Source organism: Dickeya sp. CFBP 2040, assembly GCF_012273755.1.
GTDB classification, from domain to species: Bacteria; Pseudomonadota; Gammaproteobacteria; order Enterobacterales; family Enterobacteriaceae; genus Dickeya; species Dickeya poaceiphila.
Genome location: NZ_JAAVXH010000078.1, coordinates 34,218 through 51,195, shown reverse-complemented (window position 1 = coordinate 51,195; position 16,978 = coordinate 34,218). Strand labels below are relative to the sequence as shown.

Annotated in this window: 19 protein-coding genes; 11 read left to right on the top strand and 8 right to left on the bottom strand. The window is 55.1% G+C overall.

Annotated features, from left to right (window positions below; genetic code table 11):
* Positions 1-14: 14 nt before the first annotated feature.
* The 3 genes from Dpoa2040_RS10370 to yhjD form a co-directional block, all read right to left on the bottom strand.
* Positions 15-947, bottom strand: coding sequence for a sugar kinase (locus tag Dpoa2040_RS10370; RefSeq protein ID WP_168641194.1), 933 nt, complete (start codon positions 945-947; stop codon positions 15-17).
* A gap of 204 nt (positions 948-1,151) precedes the next feature.
* Positions 1,152-1,355, bottom strand: coding sequence for a 2-hydroxymuconate tautomerase family protein (locus tag Dpoa2040_RS10365; protein ID WP_042867660.1), 204 nt, complete (start codon positions 1,353-1,355; stop codon positions 1,152-1,154).
* A gap of 30 nt (positions 1,356-1,385) precedes the next feature.
* A complete protein-coding gene (gene yhjD, locus Dpoa2040_RS10360; protein WP_168641193.1) occupies positions 1,386-2,372 on the bottom strand; it encodes an inner membrane protein YhjD in 987 nt (328 codons plus the stop codon).
* 187 nt (positions 2,373-2,559) lie between these two features.
* Here yhjD and Dpoa2040_RS10355 point away from each other — a divergent pair, with 187 nt between their 5' ends.
* A complete protein-coding gene (locus tag Dpoa2040_RS10355; RefSeq protein ID WP_168641192.1) occupies positions 2,560-3,777 on the top strand; it encodes an MFS transporter in 1,218 nt (405 codons plus the stop codon).
* 60 nt (positions 3,778-3,837) lie between these two features.
* Here the strand turns inward: Dpoa2040_RS10355 and Dpoa2040_RS10350 are convergent, their stop codons facing one another.
* On the bottom strand, positions 3,838-4,401 hold the full coding sequence (locus Dpoa2040_RS10350) for a DcrB family lipoprotein (RefSeq protein ID WP_042867665.1): 564 nt from the start codon (positions 4,399-4,401) through the stop codon (positions 3,838-3,840).
* 188 nt (positions 4,402-4,589) lie between these two features.
* Positions 4,590-5,258, bottom strand: coding sequence for a 7-cyano-7-deazaguanine/7-aminomethyl-7-deazaguanine transporter (locus Dpoa2040_RS10345; RefSeq protein ID WP_042867669.1), 669 nt, complete (start codon positions 5,256-5,258; stop codon positions 4,590-4,592).
* A gap of 288 nt (positions 5,259-5,546) precedes the next feature.
* Here Dpoa2040_RS10345 and tusA point away from each other — a divergent pair, with 288 nt between their 5' ends.
* Together tusA and Dpoa2040_RS10335 are read left to right on the top strand one after the other, a co-directional pair.
* Positions 5,547-5,792: a sulfurtransferase TusA gene (gene tusA, locus Dpoa2040_RS10340; RefSeq protein WP_042867671.1), complete on the top strand. Its 246-nt coding sequence runs from the start codon at positions 5,547-5,549 to the stop codon at positions 5,790-5,792.
* A 250-nt stretch (positions 5,793-6,042) separates the two neighbouring features.
* Positions 6,043-6,369 (top strand): DUF1820 family protein, encoded by a 327-nt coding sequence (locus tag Dpoa2040_RS10335; RefSeq protein ID WP_042867673.1) that lies wholly within the window; start codon positions 6,043-6,045, stop codon positions 6,367-6,369.
* Positions 6,370-6,445: 76 nt separating this feature from the next.
* Here Dpoa2040_RS10335 and Dpoa2040_RS10330 read toward each other — a convergent pair whose 3' ends face one another.
* Positions 6,446-6,733 (bottom strand): DUF1145 family protein, encoded by a 288-nt coding sequence (locus tag Dpoa2040_RS10330; RefSeq protein WP_042867675.1) that lies wholly within the window; start codon positions 6,731-6,733, stop codon positions 6,446-6,448.
* Positions 6,717-7,340 (bottom strand): 16S rRNA (guanine(966)-N(2))-methyltransferase, encoded by a 624-nt coding sequence (rsmD, locus tag Dpoa2040_RS10325; RefSeq protein ID WP_168641191.1) that lies wholly within the window; start codon positions 7,338-7,340, stop codon positions 6,717-6,719. The genes Dpoa2040_RS10330 and rsmD overlap by 17 nt, the downstream gene beginning before the upstream one ends.
* Positions 7,341-7,640: 300 nt before the next feature.
* Here rsmD and ftsY point away from each other — a divergent pair, with 300 nt between their 5' ends.
* The 4 genes from ftsY (at position 7,641) to rpoH (ending at position 11,847) form a co-directional block, all read left to right on the top strand.
* On the top strand, positions 7,641-9,026 hold the full coding sequence (gene ftsY, locus Dpoa2040_RS10320) for a signal recognition particle-docking protein FtsY (RefSeq protein WP_168641190.1): 1,386 nt from the start codon (positions 7,641-7,643) through the stop codon (positions 9,024-9,026).
* A gap of 5 nt (positions 9,027-9,031) precedes the next feature.
* The gene (ftsE, locus tag Dpoa2040_RS10315; protein WP_040003048.1) at positions 9,032-9,700 is read left to right on the top strand and encodes a cell division ATP-binding protein FtsE; all 669 of its coding nucleotides are present in this window, start codon (positions 9,032-9,034) and stop codon (positions 9,698-9,700) included.
* Positions 9,690-10,655, top strand: coding sequence for a permease-like cell division protein FtsX (gene ftsX, locus Dpoa2040_RS10310; RefSeq protein WP_168641189.1), 966 nt, complete (start codon positions 9,690-9,692; stop codon positions 10,653-10,655). Before ftsE ends, ftsX begins: the two co-directional genes overlap by 11 nt.
* 334 nt (positions 10,656-10,989) lie before the next feature.
* Positions 10,990-11,847: an RNA polymerase sigma factor RpoH gene (gene rpoH, locus Dpoa2040_RS10305; RefSeq protein ID WP_038664402.1), complete on the top strand. Its 858-nt coding sequence runs from the start codon at positions 10,990-10,992 to the stop codon at positions 11,845-11,847.
* Positions 11,848-11,996: 149 nt separating this feature from the next.
* Here rpoH and panM read toward each other — a convergent pair whose 3' ends face one another.
* Positions 11,997-12,416, bottom strand: a complete 420-nt coding sequence (panM, locus tag Dpoa2040_RS10300; protein ID WP_168641188.1) for an aspartate 1-decarboxylase autocleavage activator PanM — start codon at positions 12,414-12,416, stop codon at positions 11,997-11,999.
* A gap of 407 nt (positions 12,417-12,823) precedes the next feature.
* Here panM and Dpoa2040_RS10295 point away from each other — a divergent pair, with 407 nt between their 5' ends.
* The 4 genes from Dpoa2040_RS10295 to livG all read left to right on the top strand — a co-directional run bounded on the left by Dpoa2040_RS10295 (position 12,824) and on the right by livG (position 16,976).
* Positions 12,824-13,936: a branched-chain amino acid ABC transporter substrate-binding protein gene (locus Dpoa2040_RS10295; RefSeq protein WP_168641187.1), complete on the top strand. Its 1,113-nt coding sequence runs from the start codon at positions 12,824-12,826 to the stop codon at positions 13,934-13,936.
* Positions 13,937-14,014: 78 nt separating this feature from the next.
* On the top strand, positions 14,015-14,941 hold the full coding sequence (livH, locus tag Dpoa2040_RS10290; protein ID WP_168641186.1) for a high-affinity branched-chain amino acid ABC transporter permease LivH: 927 nt from the start codon (positions 14,015-14,017) through the stop codon (positions 14,939-14,941).
* Positions 14,938-16,209, top strand: a complete 1,272-nt coding sequence (locus Dpoa2040_RS10285; RefSeq protein WP_168641185.1) for a high-affinity branched-chain amino acid ABC transporter permease LivM — start codon at positions 14,938-14,940, stop codon at positions 16,207-16,209. Before livH ends, Dpoa2040_RS10285 begins: the two co-directional genes overlap by 4 nt.
* A complete protein-coding gene (gene livG / locus Dpoa2040_RS10280) occupies positions 16,206-16,976 on the top strand; it encodes a high-affinity branched-chain amino acid ABC transporter ATP-binding protein LivG (protein ID WP_042867692.1) in 771 nt (256 codons plus the stop codon). Before Dpoa2040_RS10285 ends, livG begins: the two co-directional genes overlap by 4 nt.
* Positions 16,977-16,978: the final 2 nt, after the last annotated feature.

Here is a 16,978-nt window from a genome sequence, read left to right as displayed (position 1 = left end):
CCGTGTGATGCTGCTCAGGCAGGCATCGCATCCAGCGGAATAATTGCGCCACGGTATTGAATAACGGTGCTGGCGGTGAGGTGGCCGCGTTTGGCGGCATCCTGCGCACTGCCGCCGTTCAGACGTACCGACAGGTAACCGGCGCTAAACGAGTCGCCTGCCGCGGTGGTATCGACGACTTTCTCTTTTGGCAGCGTAATTGCCGGGATTTCCAGCAACGGTTCGCCCTGAATAGAAACCAGACACGCGTCTGCGCCACGTTTGATGACAACTTCCGTCACCCCGGCACCATGGGTGCGTTTCAGCACCTCGTCCACCGACAGTTCACCCCACAGCATATCTTCGTCATCCAGCGTCAGAAACGCGATATCGGTGCAGGCCAGAATATCGCGGTACGACTGTCGGGTCTCTTCTTTACTCTGCCAAAGGCGCGGGCGGTAATTGTTGTCGAAAATCACCTTGCCGCCGTTGGCGCGGCAGGCGCGTAGCACCGCCAGCAGGCGTTCACGACTGCTCTGATTCAGGATAGCCAGGCTGATACCGCTCAGGTAGATGTAATCGAACTTCGTCAGTTGCTGGCCGATGGTTTCGGCATCCGGGCTTTCCAGCCAGTAGCGGGCGGCCGCGTCGTTACGCCAGTAGTAAAACGTACGCTCGCCGGTGGCATCGGTTTCAATGAAATACAGCCCCGGTAATTTGTTGTCCAGACGCTGGATCAGGTCGGTTTTGACCCCTTCCTGTTGCCAGGCGGCCATCATGTCGTTACTGAAGGAGTCGGTGCCCAGCGCGGTGACGTAGTGCACGCCAAGCGCGTCTGGTTTTACCTGACGGGAGATATAAACGGCGGTGTTGAGGGTATCGCCACCAAAACCGCGGCTGAGTTCCGCGCCTTTCTGTGACAGTTCAATCATGCACTCGCCAATAATTGCAATGTTCTTCGTCGTCATGACAGCTGGCCTGTAAAAAAAGAGAAGGTGAACTGAATGGAAACTAGCGCCAGTCTCAACATTACGCAACATGGAGTCAATAGTGATGAAACGATGTTTTATTTTTTCATGATATGGATCGGGAAAAGCAGTTGTAATCCCGACCCTTAGGAAATGGTGGTGTGCCGAATGTATTGTGTTTCTACAGATGTATTGTGTTTCCAGTTATGAATCTTGCTGGCGGCGCTCGGTAACGCTCTGTCCGCCAATACCCCAGTTGTCAGTTTCTACTTCATCAATGATGACTACCGTCGTGGCCGGATTCTTCCCCAGCGTATCTACCAGCAGTTGGGTCACGCCGGCAATCAGCTGTTGCTTCTGTTCGGCGGTAACGCCGTCTTTGGTAATACGAATGTTGACGAAAGGCATGGTTGCTCCTGTTTGTGATATGGACTTTTGTTATGTGTTTTTGGGGGCGCTGGATAGCGATGCCGGTTTGTTAGTATCGGTTTTCGGGTCTGCGGTGGCTATCCAGGCGGCGCAAAACAACGTCAGACGTGCAAAAAAGTAGAAAAACGTCATCAGGCCGATGACGGAACCAAACGCGGCGCCGGAAGGCGACGTCGCCAGTTTGGGCAGCGCCACGGTCATGGCGAATTTGAGCGCTTCGAAACCAATGGCCGCTATCAGCGTGCCGCGCAGCAGCGGCGTACGCTGGGGATTATGGCGCGGCAATACCCACAGTATCCACAAAAACAACAGATAGTTGGCGAAAATGGAGATAGAGAGCGCAATCAGCGTCATGGCCGGGCGCAACCAGTCAATGCCGCCCAGACCCAATGCCCGCACGATGGTTGCCTGTGCGCTGCCCGCTACCGAGGTAAGGAATAGCGTGATCCCCAGCGCCAGCAGCAGACCAATCAGCGACAGAAAATCCCACAGGTAGCGCAGATAGATTTTTTCTTCCTCATGCGGCTGACGTTCCCACACCTCACGCGACTGGGCGTGAATCGCTTCGCGCAGATTGCCTATCCAATTTACGCCGGAATAAAGCGCTATCAGTAAACCGGTCAACCCGACGGTGGTACGTTGCCGAACGGCAGTATTAACGGTGTTCTTCAGGGTACGGGCGAGGTTCGGGTCGCTGATGCTGTTGACGATACGGTTGATGAGACCGGTCAGCAGGTCGGGGTTAGAAGCCAGCACAAACCCTGCCGTGGCGAACGATACCATCAGAATCGGAATCAGCGACAGAAACGAAAAATAGGTGATGGCGGCGCCGAACTGGTTGCCCATGCGGTCGTTAAAGCGCTCTCCCGCACGGATAACATGCGCGATAGCAGGCACCGATCTGACGCGGTGCAGCCAGCCAGTCAAATGCCCGAACCGCTGCCGGGATACACCCTGTTCGGTTGGTGAGTGTGGCGGGGTAGGCTTCACAGGCATGAAATCTCTCCTGAGCGACATTCCTGTTGAGTATAACGCAGGCATCTTCTGTCATATAAACGTAAACCCATAAAGGCAACACCGCCTGATTGATGCTGAAAGACTCTAGTGTCTTATTTATACTCGGAATCTTAACATTGTCTGCCGCGTCGCCTGTTGACGCGACCTGTAAGCGAGCCGATTCATCATGTCTGTTTCCACACCGCCTGTGTCGCCTAAACCCTCTCCAGGCGGCTTACGCCTGAACCTGCGCATCATGTCTGTCGTGATGTTTAATTTTGCCAGCTACCTGAATATTGGGTTGCCGTTGGCGGTGTTACCGGGTTATGTGCATGAACACCTTGGATTCAGCGCATTCTGGGCGGGCTTGGTGATCAGCCTGCAATATTTTTCTACCTTGCTAAGCCGCCCACGCGCGGGTCGTCATGCCGATGAAAAAGGGCCGAAGCAGGTTGTGGTGTTCGGTCTGGCGGGAGGATGGTTGAGCGGCGCGTTTTATGCGCTGGCCGCCTGGAATGACGGTTCGCCGGTACTGGCGCTGGTATTGCTGTGTGTTGGGCGGTTGATTCTGGGTGTCGGGCAGAGTTTTGCCGGTACCGGCGCAACGCTGTGGGGCGCCGGCGTGGTCGGGGCGCTGCATATTGGCCGGGTGATTTCGTGGAATGGTGTGGCGACCTACGGTGCCATGGCGATTGGCGCGCCGCTGGGGGTGTGGATTTACCATCTCGGCGGGTTGCGGTGGCTGGCTATCGTTGTCATGCTGGTGGCCGGTACTGCGATGCTGCTGGCGTTACCCCGTCCGGCGGTGACGGCAACGCCCGGCAAGAAATTGCCGTTTCGGGAGGTGCTGGGCAAGGTCTGGCTATATGGCGTTCTTCTGTCGCTGGCATCCGCCGGGTTTGGCGTAATTTCGACGTTTATCACCTTGTTTTACGCCAGCCACCAGTGGAGCGGTGCTGCGCTGACTCTGAGTGTGTTCAGTTGCGCTTTTGTCGGCACCCGGCTGTTGTTCCCGAATGTGATTAACCGGTTCGGCGGTCTGCGGGTCGCGCTGGTTTGTTTTCTGGTGGAAAGCGCCGGATTGCTGCTGGTGTGGCTGGCGTCGCACCCGCTAATGGCAGAGGTGGGGGCATTTTTCGCCGGGGCCGGGTTTTCGCTGGTGTTTCCGGCGTTGGGCGTGGTGGCGGTCAAGGCGGTATCCGCACAGAATCAGGGCAGCGCGCTGGCGACCTACACCATCTTTCTTGATCTGTCGCTGGGGGTGGTTGGGCCGGCTGCCGGCGTCATGATGGCTTATACCGATATCGATGCCATTTATCTGGCGGCGGCGGGACTGGCACTGTTGGGATTGTTGCTGACCGTGCGGTTGCATCAGCGCGGAGTGCGGGAAGAGAATGCGCTGTAGCCTGTTCCCGCCGGCAGCCGTTTAACGGTGCGGCGGGATAGTCAGTAGCCGGTGTGGGGATCAGTTCAGTTTTAGCGTACTGATTACCTTGCTCGCGTCAGCCTGTGCCTGCGGCAGGTTATCCGCCGGCAGCGTGATTTGTAGCGTCAGCAGGTGATTGTCCGTTTTAGCTAACACGATGGACGAGAACGCTTTTTGCCCGTTGCTGGTCATGACGCTATCCAGTTGTTGAATCTGATGACCGTTGATTTCAGCGGTCTTGTTGCCCAGTACCTGAAGGGTGGCGTCACGCCCACGTTGCTGCTGTTCCAGACGTTGACCCAATGCCGGCAAATCCAACGGTGTGTCATCGCCGACGATAACAATAATGGCTTTCTGGCCGCTTTGATCGGCATAAACGTGCATGTTGTTGTTCTGATTACCCAGCTTGCCGCTTTGGTCGCTCAGCCCGTTTGGCAGGGTAAAGCTCAGCTTACCAGAGAGCAGGGACACATTCTGCGTGGTGGTTTTCTCTGCCGTCGGGTTGGCAGCTGGCGCGCTGGTTTTCTTATCGCTGTTGCCGTCGCAGGCAGCCAGCGTGGCGGCCAGCAGACCAATACCGATATATTTCGCTAAATTTGGCATGGGTATCCTTTCTTTATCACGAACAAAAACAAGAAGTGGCGCTATGGCACCTGATTCGGGGCGTAAAAACAAGCGTTTTGTTACTACAGTTGTTGTTATTACACCCGAATCAGGCTGAGGGCGGCAATTTTTCCGGTTATTCCGAAACCCCTTATTTCGGGAAAATCCGTTTTGAATAAAAAAGCGTATCAGGCGGTTTGATCCTGGTACGGCGAGCTTCCCGACTGGCTCAGGCGGCGCAGTACCATGTTAAGCAGTACCCCGTACATCGGCAGGAAGAAAATCAGATTGATGGCTATCTTGAAGAAATAATCCACCGTGGCGATTTCTATCCAATGCGTGGCCATGAACGGATCTGTGCTGCGATAAAAGGCGATAAAAAAGAACGCCACGGTATCGCTAAGGTTGCCCAGTACGGCAGAGGCGGCTGGTGCCACCCACCAGGCTTTGAGCTGGCGCAGACGGTTAAAGACGTGTACGTCGAGAATCTGGCCCAGCACATAGGCCATCAGGCTGGCGGCGGCGATACGCGCCACCATCGGATTCACCTGACTTAACGCGCTGAATCCCTGCCATTCACCTTTGTAGAACAGCGAAGAAACCAGATACGACGCGATCAGCGCTGGCACCATCACGGTCAGAATAATGCGGCGAGCCAGCGGGGCACCGAAAATCCGCACCGTCAGGTCGGAAGCCAGGAAAATGAACGGGAAAGTAAATGCGCCCCAGGTAGTATGAAAGCCGAAAAGCGTAATCGGCAGTTGAACCAGATAGTTACTGGAGATAATCACCACTATATGAAAAAGTGACAGCCAGCACAGTGCTGTCAACCGCTGTTGTGCAGAGAACTGAAACATAATATGACCTTTTTTTGGTTATTGGGGTGAGGGAACCCAGACAAATTGCCTCGTCATACCCGTTATATTTCATGTTGCAGCGGTATGGGCTGCAACGCGAATTATTGGGGTATATGCGTCTTTTTAACGCTAACGTGTCGGCATCATACCGCGTTGTTGCAGCTTTGCAATGGTTAGTGGGCGTATCATTGTGTGGCTAATAATTAATCTGTGACAGGCGGCTTGCACCCCCCTGTGGGAAGGGTAAACTACGCCGCCATGCGTTCGACAATCATAATGAGACACTGAATGACCGATATTTTCGCCAATCCAGACCTTACTCTGGATGCTCAGGGATTGCGCTGCCCGGAACCGGTAATGATGGTGCGCAAGACGGTGCGTCAGATGGAGGCTGGGCAAACCCTGCTGATTATCGCCGATGATCCGGCTACCACCCGCGATATCCCCGGTTTTTGCCGTTATATGGAGCATGAGTTACTGGCGCAGATGACCGAACAACTGCCTTATCGTTACCTGTTGCGCAAGGGAGCGTAACCACCTCAGTTAACGTACCTTCGTCGCCAGACGTAAAGCGAACGTACTCTCTGGTTCTCTCTTCGCTACTCATGCCATACATGCAGTCACCCGCACCAACGATGGCTGGACGGTGAAAGCTGGTGGTATAAACCATGTGCTGCCAGACCGGCCTGTCGGTGGAGCGCTGCCGGGCTTCATGTTATGTTAGCGGCCAGTTTTTGTTACCAAATGAGATGCCCGGCAACCTGTCGGGGGAGACGAACCTTTAATGAGCAATGGACCCGCCCTTTACCGTATCCAGTTCATGAATAATGGTAAGAATTATCAGCTATATGTACGTGAGCTGGTGCAGAGTAATCTGTTCGGATTTATTGAAATTGCCGACTTCGTTTTCGATAACCCGTCCACCGTACTGGTTGACCCGACCACGGAAAAACTGAAAACGGAATTTGCCGGTGTAGGCCGCAGCTATATTCCGCTACAGGCGGTTATTCGGATTGATGCGGTGACCGCACGGGATAGCGGTAGCGCCCGTATTTCTGAACTGGGCGACAACGTCACTCATTTCCCTTATTTGCCGGGTAAAAAAACCTGATCTATCTGGTGGCGCACGGCGGTATCCTGCTGCGCCACCGCTTTTCCATGTCATGCGCTGGTCACGTGTTTGCCGATTAGCGTCGTTTGCGCGGCGGCGTTGGCTGTTTGCGTTGCCAGTCCAGTAATTCGAATACCCCAAACAGGAAGATGCGCAGTTGAAAAAGCTTGCTGAACGGCGGCGCGTCTTTGGGTTGGCTCGCTTTGAGCAACAGGAACTGCGCACCGTGCATCAGCAGCATAAATCCCATCGCCAGAACCATGAAAATGTTCAGCGGGCGGGGAAAGGGATGAATCAGGTTCAGGATCAGAAACCCCCACACGCCCAGCATCAGCAGTCGGCCAAGATTAATCCCAATGCTCATCGTTGCCTCCAGGCGTTGCGTCAGACGCGTGATGGATATAAAGGCGGTAGGAAACCTGCCCTGCGGTTTTTTCCCGATGTAGCGTCCAGGTCGGCGGGATAGTTAACAGGCGATTTTCCGCCTCAGTTTCAATATAAACCCAGGCTTCTTCCGCCAGCCAGTTACCTGCTTCCAGCAGTCGCAGCGTGTCATCCAACAGGCCGCGGCGAAACGGCGGGTCAAGAAACACCACGTCGAAAGGCAGTGTCGCAGCGGGTTTAGCCAGCCATTGCAGCGTATCGGTATTCACCACCTCGGCGTTGCCGGCACGCAGTAGTGCCAGATTTTGCGTCAGCTGACGTGCAACGTTGCGCTCGGCCTCCAGCAGCGTAGCGTGAGAGGCTGCCCGCGACAGCGCTTCCAGCCCCAGCGCGCCGCTACCGGCAAAACAGTCCAGACAGCGTGAGTGCGCAATCACCGGAGCGAGCCAGTTGAACAGGGTTTCGCGTACGCGATCAGTGGTGGGGCGCAAACCGGGGCTATCCGGCACGGGAAGTTTTCTGCCGCGCCACTGGCCGCCAATGATGCGGATTTGACCGGGTGCGGATGTCGCTTGATGTTTTGCCATAACCTGTATTTTGCTGAAATGGTGCACCGGCGGCAGCCCACCGGGATTTTGTGAGGCATTATTCTACCGGCGGCAGCCGGTGTAGCAAATGTAAAGATGCAGTTAATGGGAGACAAGGCGGAAAAAATCCCTCAAATTCGGGGACCTGACATGAGGTTGACACACCTGGTTACGGAGATTGTCGCTCTCGCCGGTAGTCCGGCGCGTGTTGCTGGAAGCGGGAAAGTGTTAAACTGATTGTTTTATTGACTTCATTGGTTATTGATCAGCCGCACGGGTTGGCAGGAGCGCAATTACACGATGGCGAAAGAGAAAAAGCGCGGATTTTTTTCCTGGCTGGGATTAGGGCGTCAGGACGAGGAGAAAGCAGAACAACCGCAACCGGTGCCGGAAGCGACGCAGACGGCGGATGACGCAACGCCTGCGGCTCAGGAGCCGACTCACCCTACTCAGAATATAAGCGGTGAGGTATCGGAACCGCCTTCACTGGACAGTGCGCTGGCTGAAGCCGGGGAAACGCCGTCGCCAGCATTGCAACCGGCGGATACTACGGCAGAGGTGCAAACGGCAGCACCAGAACAACCGGAAACGGCGATAGCTTCTGGTGCCGGGCTGCAGGCAGAGGCCGAAACGCTAGACGTTGAGGCTGAAGTAGAGATCGACGCCGAAGTAGCTATTGACGTTGAAGATGAGGTTGAGTCCGTACCTGATGCAGCGGTGGTTGAGGCTGTGCCAGTGGTGTCGCAGGAACAGGAGCGCCCGACAAAAGAAGGCTTTTTCGCCCGCCTGAAGCGCAGCCTCATAAAAACCCGCCAGAATCTGGGTTCCGGATTTGTCGGTCTGTTTCGCGGCAAGAAAATCGACGACGATCTGTTTGATGAGCTGGAAGAACAATTACTGATTGCTGACGTCGGAGTAGAAACTACCCGGAAAATTATCACCCGGCTGACCGAACATGCCAGCCGCAAGCAACTGAAAGACGCCGAAGCGCTGATCGCGTTGCTGAAAGCGGAAATGAGCGAGATTCTGGCGAAAGTGGACGCACCGCTGGCTATCGACAGCAAAACGCCGTTCGTCATTCTGATGGTCGGCGTCAACGGGGTGGGGAAAACGACCACCATCGGCAAGCTGGCGCGTCAGTATCAGGCACAGGGCAAATCGGTGATGCTGGCGGCGGGCGACACGTTCCGCGCGGCGGCAGTAGAGCAGTTGCAGGTGTGGGGCCAGCGCAACAATGTGCCAGTGGTGGCGCAACACACCGGTGCGGATTCCGCCTCGGTGATTTTCGATGCGCTGCAGGCTGCCAAAGCGCGTGGCATCGACGTGCTGATTGCCGATACCGCAGGTCGTTTGCAAAACAAATCGCACCTGATGGAAGAACTGAAGAAAATTGTGCGCGTCATGAAAAAGTTGGACGAAGAGGCGCCACATGAAGTGATGCTGACGCTGGACGCCAGCACCGGTCAGAATGCGGTCAGCCAGGCCAAACTGTTTAACGAAGCCGTCGGGCTGAGCGGCATCACATTAACTAAACTGGATGGCACCGCCAAGGGCGGCGTTATCTTCGCCATCGCCGATCAGTTCGGCATTCCCATCCGTTACATTGGGGTGGGAGAAGGTATCGATGACTTAAGGCCGTTCAAGGCGGATGATTTTATTGAAGCCCTGTTTGCCCGTGAGGATTAAAACAGATGATTCGGTTTGAGCAGGTCAGCAAGGCGTATCTCGGTGGTCGCCAGGCGTTGCAGGGGGTGGATTTTCATATCCGCCCGGCCGAGATGGTATTTCTGACCGGTCACTCTGGTGCGGGGAAAAGTACCCTGCTGAAGCTGATTTGCGGGATTGAACGCCCAAGCGCGGGCCACATCCTGTTTGGCGGCCACGATATCAGCCGCCTGAAGAAACGTGAGGTGCCGTTTCTGCGCCGCCAGATCGGTATGATCTTTCAGGATCATCATTTACTGATGGATCGCACGGTGTATGAAAACGTCGCCATGCCGCTGATTATCTCCGGCGCCAGCGCCGAAGATATTCGTCGTCGCGTGTCGGCGGCGCTGGATAAAGTCGGGTTGCTCGACAAGGCGCGCAGCTACCCGATTCAGCTCTCCGGCGGTGAACAGCAGCGTGTCGGCATTGCCCGCGCGGTAGTGAACAAACCGGCGGTACTGCTGGCGGACGAACCGACCGGCAACCTGGATGATGCGCTGTCCGAAGGCATTCTGCGCCTGTTTGAAGAGTTTAATCGCGTGGGCGTCACGGTGCTGATGGCGACGCATGATACCGGGCTTATCGCCCGTCGCCATTATCGGGTGCTGACGTTATCGCAAGGCCGCATGTTGGGAGGTCACGATGGCGAATAATACCCGCGCACAGCGAGCGGCAAGCAAAACCCGTTCTCTGCAAGGCGGCTGGCAGGAGCAGTGGCGTTATGCCTGGGCCAATACCCTGCGCGACATGCTGCGTCAACCGCTGGCCACGCTGTTGACCATCATGGTGATCGCCATTTCGCTGACACTGCCCAGCATCTGTTATCTGGTGTGGAAAAACGTCAGTCAGGCGGCGTCGCAGTGGTATCCCACGCCGCAGTTGACGGTGTATCTGGATAAGTCGCTGGATGACAATGCCGCCGAAGCGGTCATTGGTAAAATCAAGGCGGAAGAGGGCGTGGATAAGGTGAATTACCTGTCCCGCAACGAGGCAATGGGCGAATTCCGCAACTGGTCTGGTTTTGGCGGCGCGCTGGATATGCTGGAAGAAAACCCGCTACCGGCGGTGGCTGTGGTTTCGCCGAAACTGGGTTTTCAAACTAACCAGACACTCAATACATTGCGTGATCGCATCGCCGCTGTTCAGGGGGTGGATGAAGTGCGCATGGATGACAGCTGGTTTTCCCGTCTGGTGGCGCTGACCGGGTTGGTGGGACAGATAGCGGCGACTATCGGTATTCTGATGGTGATCGCGGTATTTTTGGTGATCGGTAACAGTGTGCGGCTTAGTATTTTCAGCCGTCGTGAAACCATCAATGTAATGAAGTTGATTGGCGCGACCGACGGCTTCATCCTGCGGCCATTCCTGCATGGCGGCGCGTTGCTCGGCTTTTGCGGCGCGGTACTGTCGTTGATCCTGTCGCAAGCGCTGGTCTGGAAACTGGCGGGTGCGGCGGCACAGGTGGCGGCGGTGTTCGGCACCACCTTTGTAGTACGCGGGTTGGGCTGGGATGAAGCGCTGTTGCTGGTTCTGATTGCCGCAATGATTGGCTGGCTGGCCGCCTGGCTGGCAACAGTACAACATTTACGCCGTTTTACATCGGAATAATCTGTATCACCGTTCGGGCCGGGCGTTTTCTGGTATACTCTTCCCTCGTGATTAATGGTGACCGGCGAGGGAAGCGTATTGCCACTGTCTTCGATGCACTCCTTCCTTCACTCTTTTTTCGCCAGCCTGCACCCATGCTTCTCCATCTTGATATGAAAAATAAGATGGTGAAAAATGGTGGAACTTGTGCAGTCTGTCACACTCTAAACTGGTAGTACGTCCTAAATAGTGTTTAGGCGCAGTAATTTGATTTTTAGGCACAGAAAGTGCAGCAATTACCGATATGCTATCCGATGATGTGCAACGCTATGAATGATCATATGAGAGGGGTGGAATGACCAAAGATATGCAAACTTTCGCCTTAGTTCCCCAGGGCAGTCTGGAAGGGTACATCCGTGCCGCCAATGCCTATCCGATGCTAACAGCGGAGGAAGAGCGGGCGCTGGCTGAACGGCTGCATTATCACGGGGATCTGGACGCCGCTAAGCAGCTGATTCTTTCGCACCTGCGTTTTGTTATTCATGTTGCCCGTAATTATTCCGGTTATGGTCTGCCGCAGGCGGATCTGATTCAGGAAGGCAACATTGGCCTGATGAAAGCTGTGCGCCGCTTTAACCCGGATGTGGGCGTTCGTCTGGTGTCGTTTGCCGTACACTGGATCAAAGCCGAAATTCACGAGTACGTATTACGCAACTGGCGTATCGTCAAGGTGGCGACGACCAAGGCGCAGCGCAAGCTGTTCTTTAACTTGCGTAAAACCAAGCAGCGCCTGGGCTGGTTTAATCAGGATGAAGTGGAGCTGGTAGCGCGCGAGCTGGGTGTGACCAGCAAAGATGTGCGTGAAATGGAATCTCGCATGGCGGCTCAGGATATGACGTTTGACCCGTCGCCTGAAGACGATGCTCAGCCGGGCCAGCCGATGGCGCCGATGTTGTATTTGCAGGACAAATCTTCCGACTTTGCCGATGGCATCGAAGAGGACAACTGGGAAACCCATGCGGCAGACAAGTTGACCTATGCGCTGGAAGGGCTGGATGAACGTAGCCAGCACATTATTCGTGCCCGTTGGCTGGATGACGACAATAAGTCTACGTTGCAGGAACTGGCGGATCATTATGGCGTGTCTGCTGAGCGTGTGCGCCAGCTTGAGAAGAATGCCATGAAGAAACTGCGGGCTGCTATCGAAGCGTAACGTCAGTTCAATTACACGTACGTTTCAATTAAGCGCACGCTTTAATGTAAACGACCGGGAAAGTTCAGGCTTCCCGGTCGTTTGTTTTTATACCCAAGGGTCTTTTATTGCCGTATATCCTACGGCGTGCCACTACTTCTCTTCCCTGTTCATTTCCCGTTCTGGTTGACGATATATTCCCAGCCGCCGGATACCGGATAGAAACCGCAGGACTTCATGAATGTGTCCATCACGGCTTCGCTGACCAGGGCGTGGTCGGCGGCGTCCAGCCACCACTCTTTCACGTCAGGGCAGGCACGCAGCACTTCTTCCACCAGATACTTGCCGACGCCATGCCGCCGGGTGGAGGTTCTGACTTGCAGGTCGGTTAATTCTGCGCTGTCACTGTTGGTATCGATTTCGACGATCACGCCTGCCAGCAGATGACCGTTAAAGCGGGCGACAAACAGGCGGTGATCATGGTTCAGGTCATGCTCCAGTGCGTCGAAATTCTGGTGTGGCCAAATGAAAGCCAGGTCATGCCTGTCCTGTTCGCTGATTGTGGTGAGGCGTTCAACCGAGAGTCTCATACGCGGATGCTCCTGTTGATTCTTAAGAATATTGTAGCGAGTCTATAGTAAAATGGGTGGTATAACATTTCCTGTAACGTTAACAGGGGAAAAGATTTCCCGATCATTAATATTTCGAGCAATCAATTATCTCTTCGTAATAAACCAGCATAACTGACTACTTATAAATCAAAAACCGGATTTTAAAGGCGGTGTTTTATGCTGTATGCGCCTTGTTTTACTGAGCATTCCAGTTGCTTTACAGGATAAAACTCCTGTTTAATATCATGAATAATAAAGTCTTATTAAAAATAGTTGCTTATAATGAACCTAACTTGTTGTTACAGATAAAAAAGAAAGTGCCGAGTAATGACAGTTGATGCCAATAATTATAGCAATATCCAAAAATGACAGATGGGGTAAAACGGATGAAATTAAGCAAAGGTAACGCGTTGCTGATGGGGTGTCTGGCTGCGGCGATAAGCCATGCGGTGAACGCGGCGGATATCAAAGTCGCTATTGTCGGTGCGATGTCCGGTCCGGTGGCGCAATATGGCGATATGGAATTTACCGGGGCGCGTCAGGCGATTGCTGATATCAATGCCAAAGGCGGCGTGAACGGCAATAAGCTGGTAGGTGTGGAATTTGATGACGCCTGTGACCCGAAACAAGCGGTAGCGGTGGCTAACAAAGTGATCAACGAAGGGATTCACTATGTAATAGGCCATCTGTGCTCATCTTCTACCCAGCCGGCTTCCGACATCTATGAAGATGAAGGCGTGCTGATGATTACACCGGCGGCTACCGCGCCTGACCTGACGACTCGTGGTTATAAACTGATTATGCGCACCACCGGCCTGGATTCCGATCAGGGTCCGACCGCAGCGAAATACATTCTGCAGCACGTTAAACCGCAGCGTATCGCCGTGGTGCATGACAAACAGCAGTATGGTGAAGGGCTGGCGCGCGCCGTGCAGGATAGCCTGAAAAAAGCCAATGCGAATGTGGTGCTGTTCGAAGGGGTGACCGCTGGCGATAAAGACTTCTCCACGCTGGTAGCGCGCCTGAAGAAAGAAAACGTCGATTTCGTCTACTTTGGCGGTTACTACCCGGAAATGGGGCAGATTTTGCGTCAGGCGCGTGCGGCTGGCCTGACCACCAAATTTATGGGACCGGAAGGCGTGGGTAACTCGTCATTGTCTAACATTGCGGGTGCGGCCTCTGAAGGGATGCTGGTGACGCTGCCGAAGCGTTATGACCAGGTGCCGACCAACCAACCGATTGTCGATACGCTGAAAGCCAAGAAACTGGACCCGACCGGCCCGTTCGTGTGGACGACCTATGCCGCGTTGCAGTCGCTGAGTACGGCGATGCAGCGTACCGGCAGCACCGAGCCTGCCAAGCTGGCCGCTGACCTGAAAGCCAAGTCGGTAGACACGGTGATGGGGCCGTTGAACTGGGATGAAAAAGGCGACCTGAAAGGGTTTGAATTTGGCGTATTCGAGTGGCACGCAGACGGTACTTCCTCTCCCGCGAAGTAATTGACCGAACCCGTATTACTCCCAATACCGATGCCCCCTCAGCCGTCAGGCTGCGGGGGCAATGTCTAAGGTTAAGGTATGTCCGAGCAGTTCCTCTATTTTCTTCAGCAGATGTTCAACGGCGTGACGTTGGGCAGCACTTATGCGCTGATTGCCATTGGCTACACCATGGTTTACGGCATTATCGGCATGATTAACTTCGCCCACGGCGAGGTTTACATGATCGGTAGTTATGTTTCTTTTATCGTGATTGCCGCCCTGATGATGATAGGCATTGACGCTGGCTGGCTGTTGATTGGCGTCGCGTTCATCGCGGCGGTGGTGATCTCCAGCGCCTACGGCTGGAGCATCGAGCGTGTGGCCTACAAGCCGGTACGTAGTTCTAAGCGATTGATCGCCCTGATTTCCGCTATCGGTATGTCGATTTTCCTGCAGAACTACGTCAGCCTGACGCAGGGTTCGCGTGACGTGGCGTTGCCGAGCCTGATCCACGGCCAGTGGGTGTTGGGTGAAAGCAACGGCTTTGCCGCGACGCTCTCTTCTATGCAGTTGACTATCTGGATTGTCACTTTTCTGGCGATGCTGGCGCTGACGTTGTTCATCCGTTACTCCCGCATGGGGCGCGCCTGCCGTGCCTGCGCGGAAGACCTGAAAATGGCGAGCCTGCTGGGCATCAGCACGGACCGTGTTATCTCGCTGACCTTCGTCATTGGTGCGGCGATGGCGGCAGTGGCCGGGGTACTGTTGGGCCAGTTCTATGGCGTGATTAACCCCTATATCGGTTTTATGGCCGGTATGAAAGCGTTTACCGCCGCGGTATTGGGCGGCATCGGCAGTATTCCGGGGGCGATGATCGGTGGCCTGATTCTCGGTATTGCCGAGTCGCTGACCTCTGCTTACCTCAGTACCGAATATAAAGATGTGGTGTCCTTCGCGCTGTTGATCGTGGTGTTGCTGGTGATGCCGACCGGGATTCTGGGTCGTCCGGAGGTGGAGAAGGTATGAAACTGCACACGCTGGTTAATGCCGTGGTATCGGCGCTGGTACTGCTGGTGCTGGCGACATTCCTGATGGGGATGCAACTGAGTCTGGAGGGAACCCGGCTGGTGGTGCATGGCGCGGAAAAAGTACGCTGGATGTGGATTATCGCTGCCTGCGCGCTGGTGTTCCTGTTTCAACTGCTGCGTCCTGCACTGGCGCAAGGGGCTAAGAAAGTCTCCGGTCCCGGTTTTGTGTTGCCGAGCTTTGACGGCAGTACGCCGCGACAGAAGCTGCTGGCGCTGGCGTTGGTTATCGTCGCCGTTGTCTGGCCGTTCGTGGTGTCGCGCGGTACGGTGGATATCGCCACGCTGACCATGATTTACATCATTCTTGGCCTTGGCCTGAACGTGGTGGTAGGGTTGTCTGGCCTGCTGGTGCTGGGGTACGGCGGTTTCTACGCTATCGGCGCGTATACCTATGCGTTGCTGAGCCACTACTATGGCCTTGGTTTCTGGCAATGTCTGCCGCTGGCGGGTCTGACGGCGGCGCTGTCCGGTTTCCTGCTGGGGTTCCCGGTGTTGCGGTTGCGCGGCGACTATCTGGCGATTGTCACCCTTGGGTTTGGTGAAATCGTGCGTATTCTGCTGCTGAATAACACCGGTTTTACCGGTGGGCCGAACGGCATTAGCCAGATTCCGAAGCCGACGTTCTTCGGTCTGGAGTTTAACCGTACTCCGCAAGGCGGTTGGGATACTTTCCATCACTTCTTTGGCCTGCGCTACGACCCCAGCGATCGCATCATTTTCCTGTACATGGTGGCGCTGTTGCTGGTGGTGTTGACGCTGTTCGTCATCAACCGTTTGCTGCGTATGCCATTGGGCCGTGCCTGGGAAGCGCTGCGTGAAGACGAAATTGCCTGTCGTTCGCTGGGCCTTAGCCCAACCAAAATCAAACTGACCGCGTTTACCATCAGCGCCGCATTTGCCGGTTTCGCGGGTACGTTGTTTGCTGCCCGTCAGGGGTTCGTCAGCCCGGAATCCTTCACATTTGTAGAGTCGGCGTTTGTGCTGGCTATCGTGGTGCTGGGCGGAATGGGTTCGCAGTTTGCGGTAATTCTGGCGGCCATTCTGCTGGTGGTATCGCGTGAGTTGATGCGTGACCTGAATGAATACAGCATGTTGGTGCTGGGTGCCCTGATGGTATTGATGATGATTTGGCGACCACAGGGGTTGTTACCGATGAAGCGTCCGCAGATAACGCTACAGGTTGAGAAGAAGGAAGAGCAGGCATGAGTACGCAGCCATTATTGTCGGTCCGGGGCCTGATGATGCGCTTCGGCGGCCTGCTGGCGGTCAACAACGTCGAGCTGGATTTGCATCAGGGCGAGATAGTATCGCTGATCGGTCCCAACGGTGCCGGTAAAACCACGGTATTCAACTGCCTGACGGGTTTCTATCGCCCGACCGGCGGCACCATTGTGCTGCGGGACCAGCATCTGGAAGGTCTGCCGGGACAGCAAATCGCCCGTATGGGGGTGGTGCGTACTTTCCAGCATGTGCGCTTGTTTCGTGAGATGACGGTGATTGAGAACCTGCTGGTTGCTCAGCATCAGCACCTCAAAAGCGGGGTGTTCGCCGGTCTGTTAAAAACGCCGTCATTTCGCCGTGCCGAAGCCGATGCTCAGCAGCGCGCCGCTGTCTGGCTGGAGCGCGTCGGTTTGCTCGACCTGGCGAACCGTCAGGCGGGAAATCTGGCGTATGGTCAGCAGCGCAGGTTGGAGATAGCACGCTGTATGGTGACTCGCCCGGAATTGCTGATGCTGGATGAACCCGCCGCCGGCCTGAACCCGAAAGAGACGGAAGAGCTTAACGAGCTGATTATCGACCTGCGCGGCAACCATCAGGTTTCCGTGCTGTTGATTGAGCATGATATGAAGCTGGTGATGGGGATTTCGGACCGGATTTACGTGGTGAATCAGGGCACGCCGCTGGCGAACGGCACTCCGGCTGAAATTCGTAACAACCCGGATGTTATCCGTGCGTATCTGGGTGAAGGATAAAA

Excerpts from the sequence above, each read along its gene's own strand:
- Dpoa2040_RS10370 (WP_168641194.1), bottom strand. The coding sequence starts at position 947 with ATGACGACGAAGAACATTGCAATTATTGGCGAGTGCATGATTGAACTG.
- Dpoa2040_RS10365 (WP_042867660.1), bottom strand. The coding sequence starts at position 1,355 with ATGCCTTTCGTCAACATTCGTATTACCAAAGACGGCGTTACCGCCGAA.
- yhjD (WP_168641193.1), bottom strand. The coding sequence starts at position 2,372 with ATGCCTGTGAAGCCTACCCCGCCACACTCACCAACCGAACAGGGTGTA.
- Dpoa2040_RS10355 (WP_168641192.1), top strand. The coding sequence starts at position 2,560 with ATGTCTGTTTCCACACCGCCTGTGTCGCCTAAACCCTCTCCAGGCGGC.
- Dpoa2040_RS10350 (WP_042867665.1), bottom strand. The coding sequence starts at position 4,401 with ATGCCAAATTTAGCGAAATATATCGGTATTGGTCTGCTGGCCGCCACG.
- Dpoa2040_RS10345 (WP_042867669.1), bottom strand. The coding sequence starts at position 5,258 with ATGTTTCAGTTCTCTGCACAACAGCGGTTGACAGCACTGTGCTGGCTG.
- tusA (WP_042867671.1), top strand. The coding sequence starts at position 5,547 with ATGACCGATATTTTCGCCAATCCAGACCTTACTCTGGATGCTCAGGGA.
- Dpoa2040_RS10335 (WP_042867673.1), top strand. The coding sequence starts at position 6,043 with ATGAGCAATGGACCCGCCCTTTACCGTATCCAGTTCATGAATAATGGT.
- Dpoa2040_RS10330 (WP_042867675.1), bottom strand. The coding sequence starts at position 6,733 with ATGAGCATTGGGATTAATCTTGGCCGACTGCTGATGCTGGGCGTGTGG.
- rsmD (WP_168641191.1), bottom strand. The coding sequence starts at position 7,340 with ATGGCAAAACATCAAGCGACATCCGCACCCGGTCAAATCCGCATCATT.
- ftsY (WP_168641190.1), top strand. The coding sequence starts at position 7,641 with ATGGCGAAAGAGAAAAAGCGCGGATTTTTTTCCTGGCTGGGATTAGGG.
- ftsE (WP_040003048.1), top strand. The coding sequence starts at position 9,032 with ATGATTCGGTTTGAGCAGGTCAGCAAGGCGTATCTCGGTGGTCGCCAG.
- ftsX (WP_168641189.1), top strand. The coding sequence starts at position 9,690 with ATGGCGAATAATACCCGCGCACAGCGAGCGGCAAGCAAAACCCGTTCT.
- rpoH (WP_038664402.1), top strand. The coding sequence starts at position 10,990 with ATGACCAAAGATATGCAAACTTTCGCCTTAGTTCCCCAGGGCAGTCTG.
- panM (WP_168641188.1), bottom strand. The coding sequence starts at position 12,416 with ATGAGACTCTCGGTTGAACGCCTCACCACAATCAGCGAACAGGACAGG.
- Dpoa2040_RS10295 (WP_168641187.1), top strand. The coding sequence starts at position 12,824 with ATGAAATTAAGCAAAGGTAACGCGTTGCTGATGGGGTGTCTGGCTGCG.
- livH (WP_168641186.1), top strand. The coding sequence starts at position 14,015 with ATGTCCGAGCAGTTCCTCTATTTTCTTCAGCAGATGTTCAACGGCGTG.
- Dpoa2040_RS10285 (WP_168641185.1), top strand. The coding sequence starts at position 14,938 with ATGAAACTGCACACGCTGGTTAATGCCGTGGTATCGGCGCTGGTACTG.
- livG (WP_042867692.1), top strand. The coding sequence starts at position 16,206 with ATGAGTACGCAGCCATTATTGTCGGTCCGGGGCCTGATGATGCGCTTC.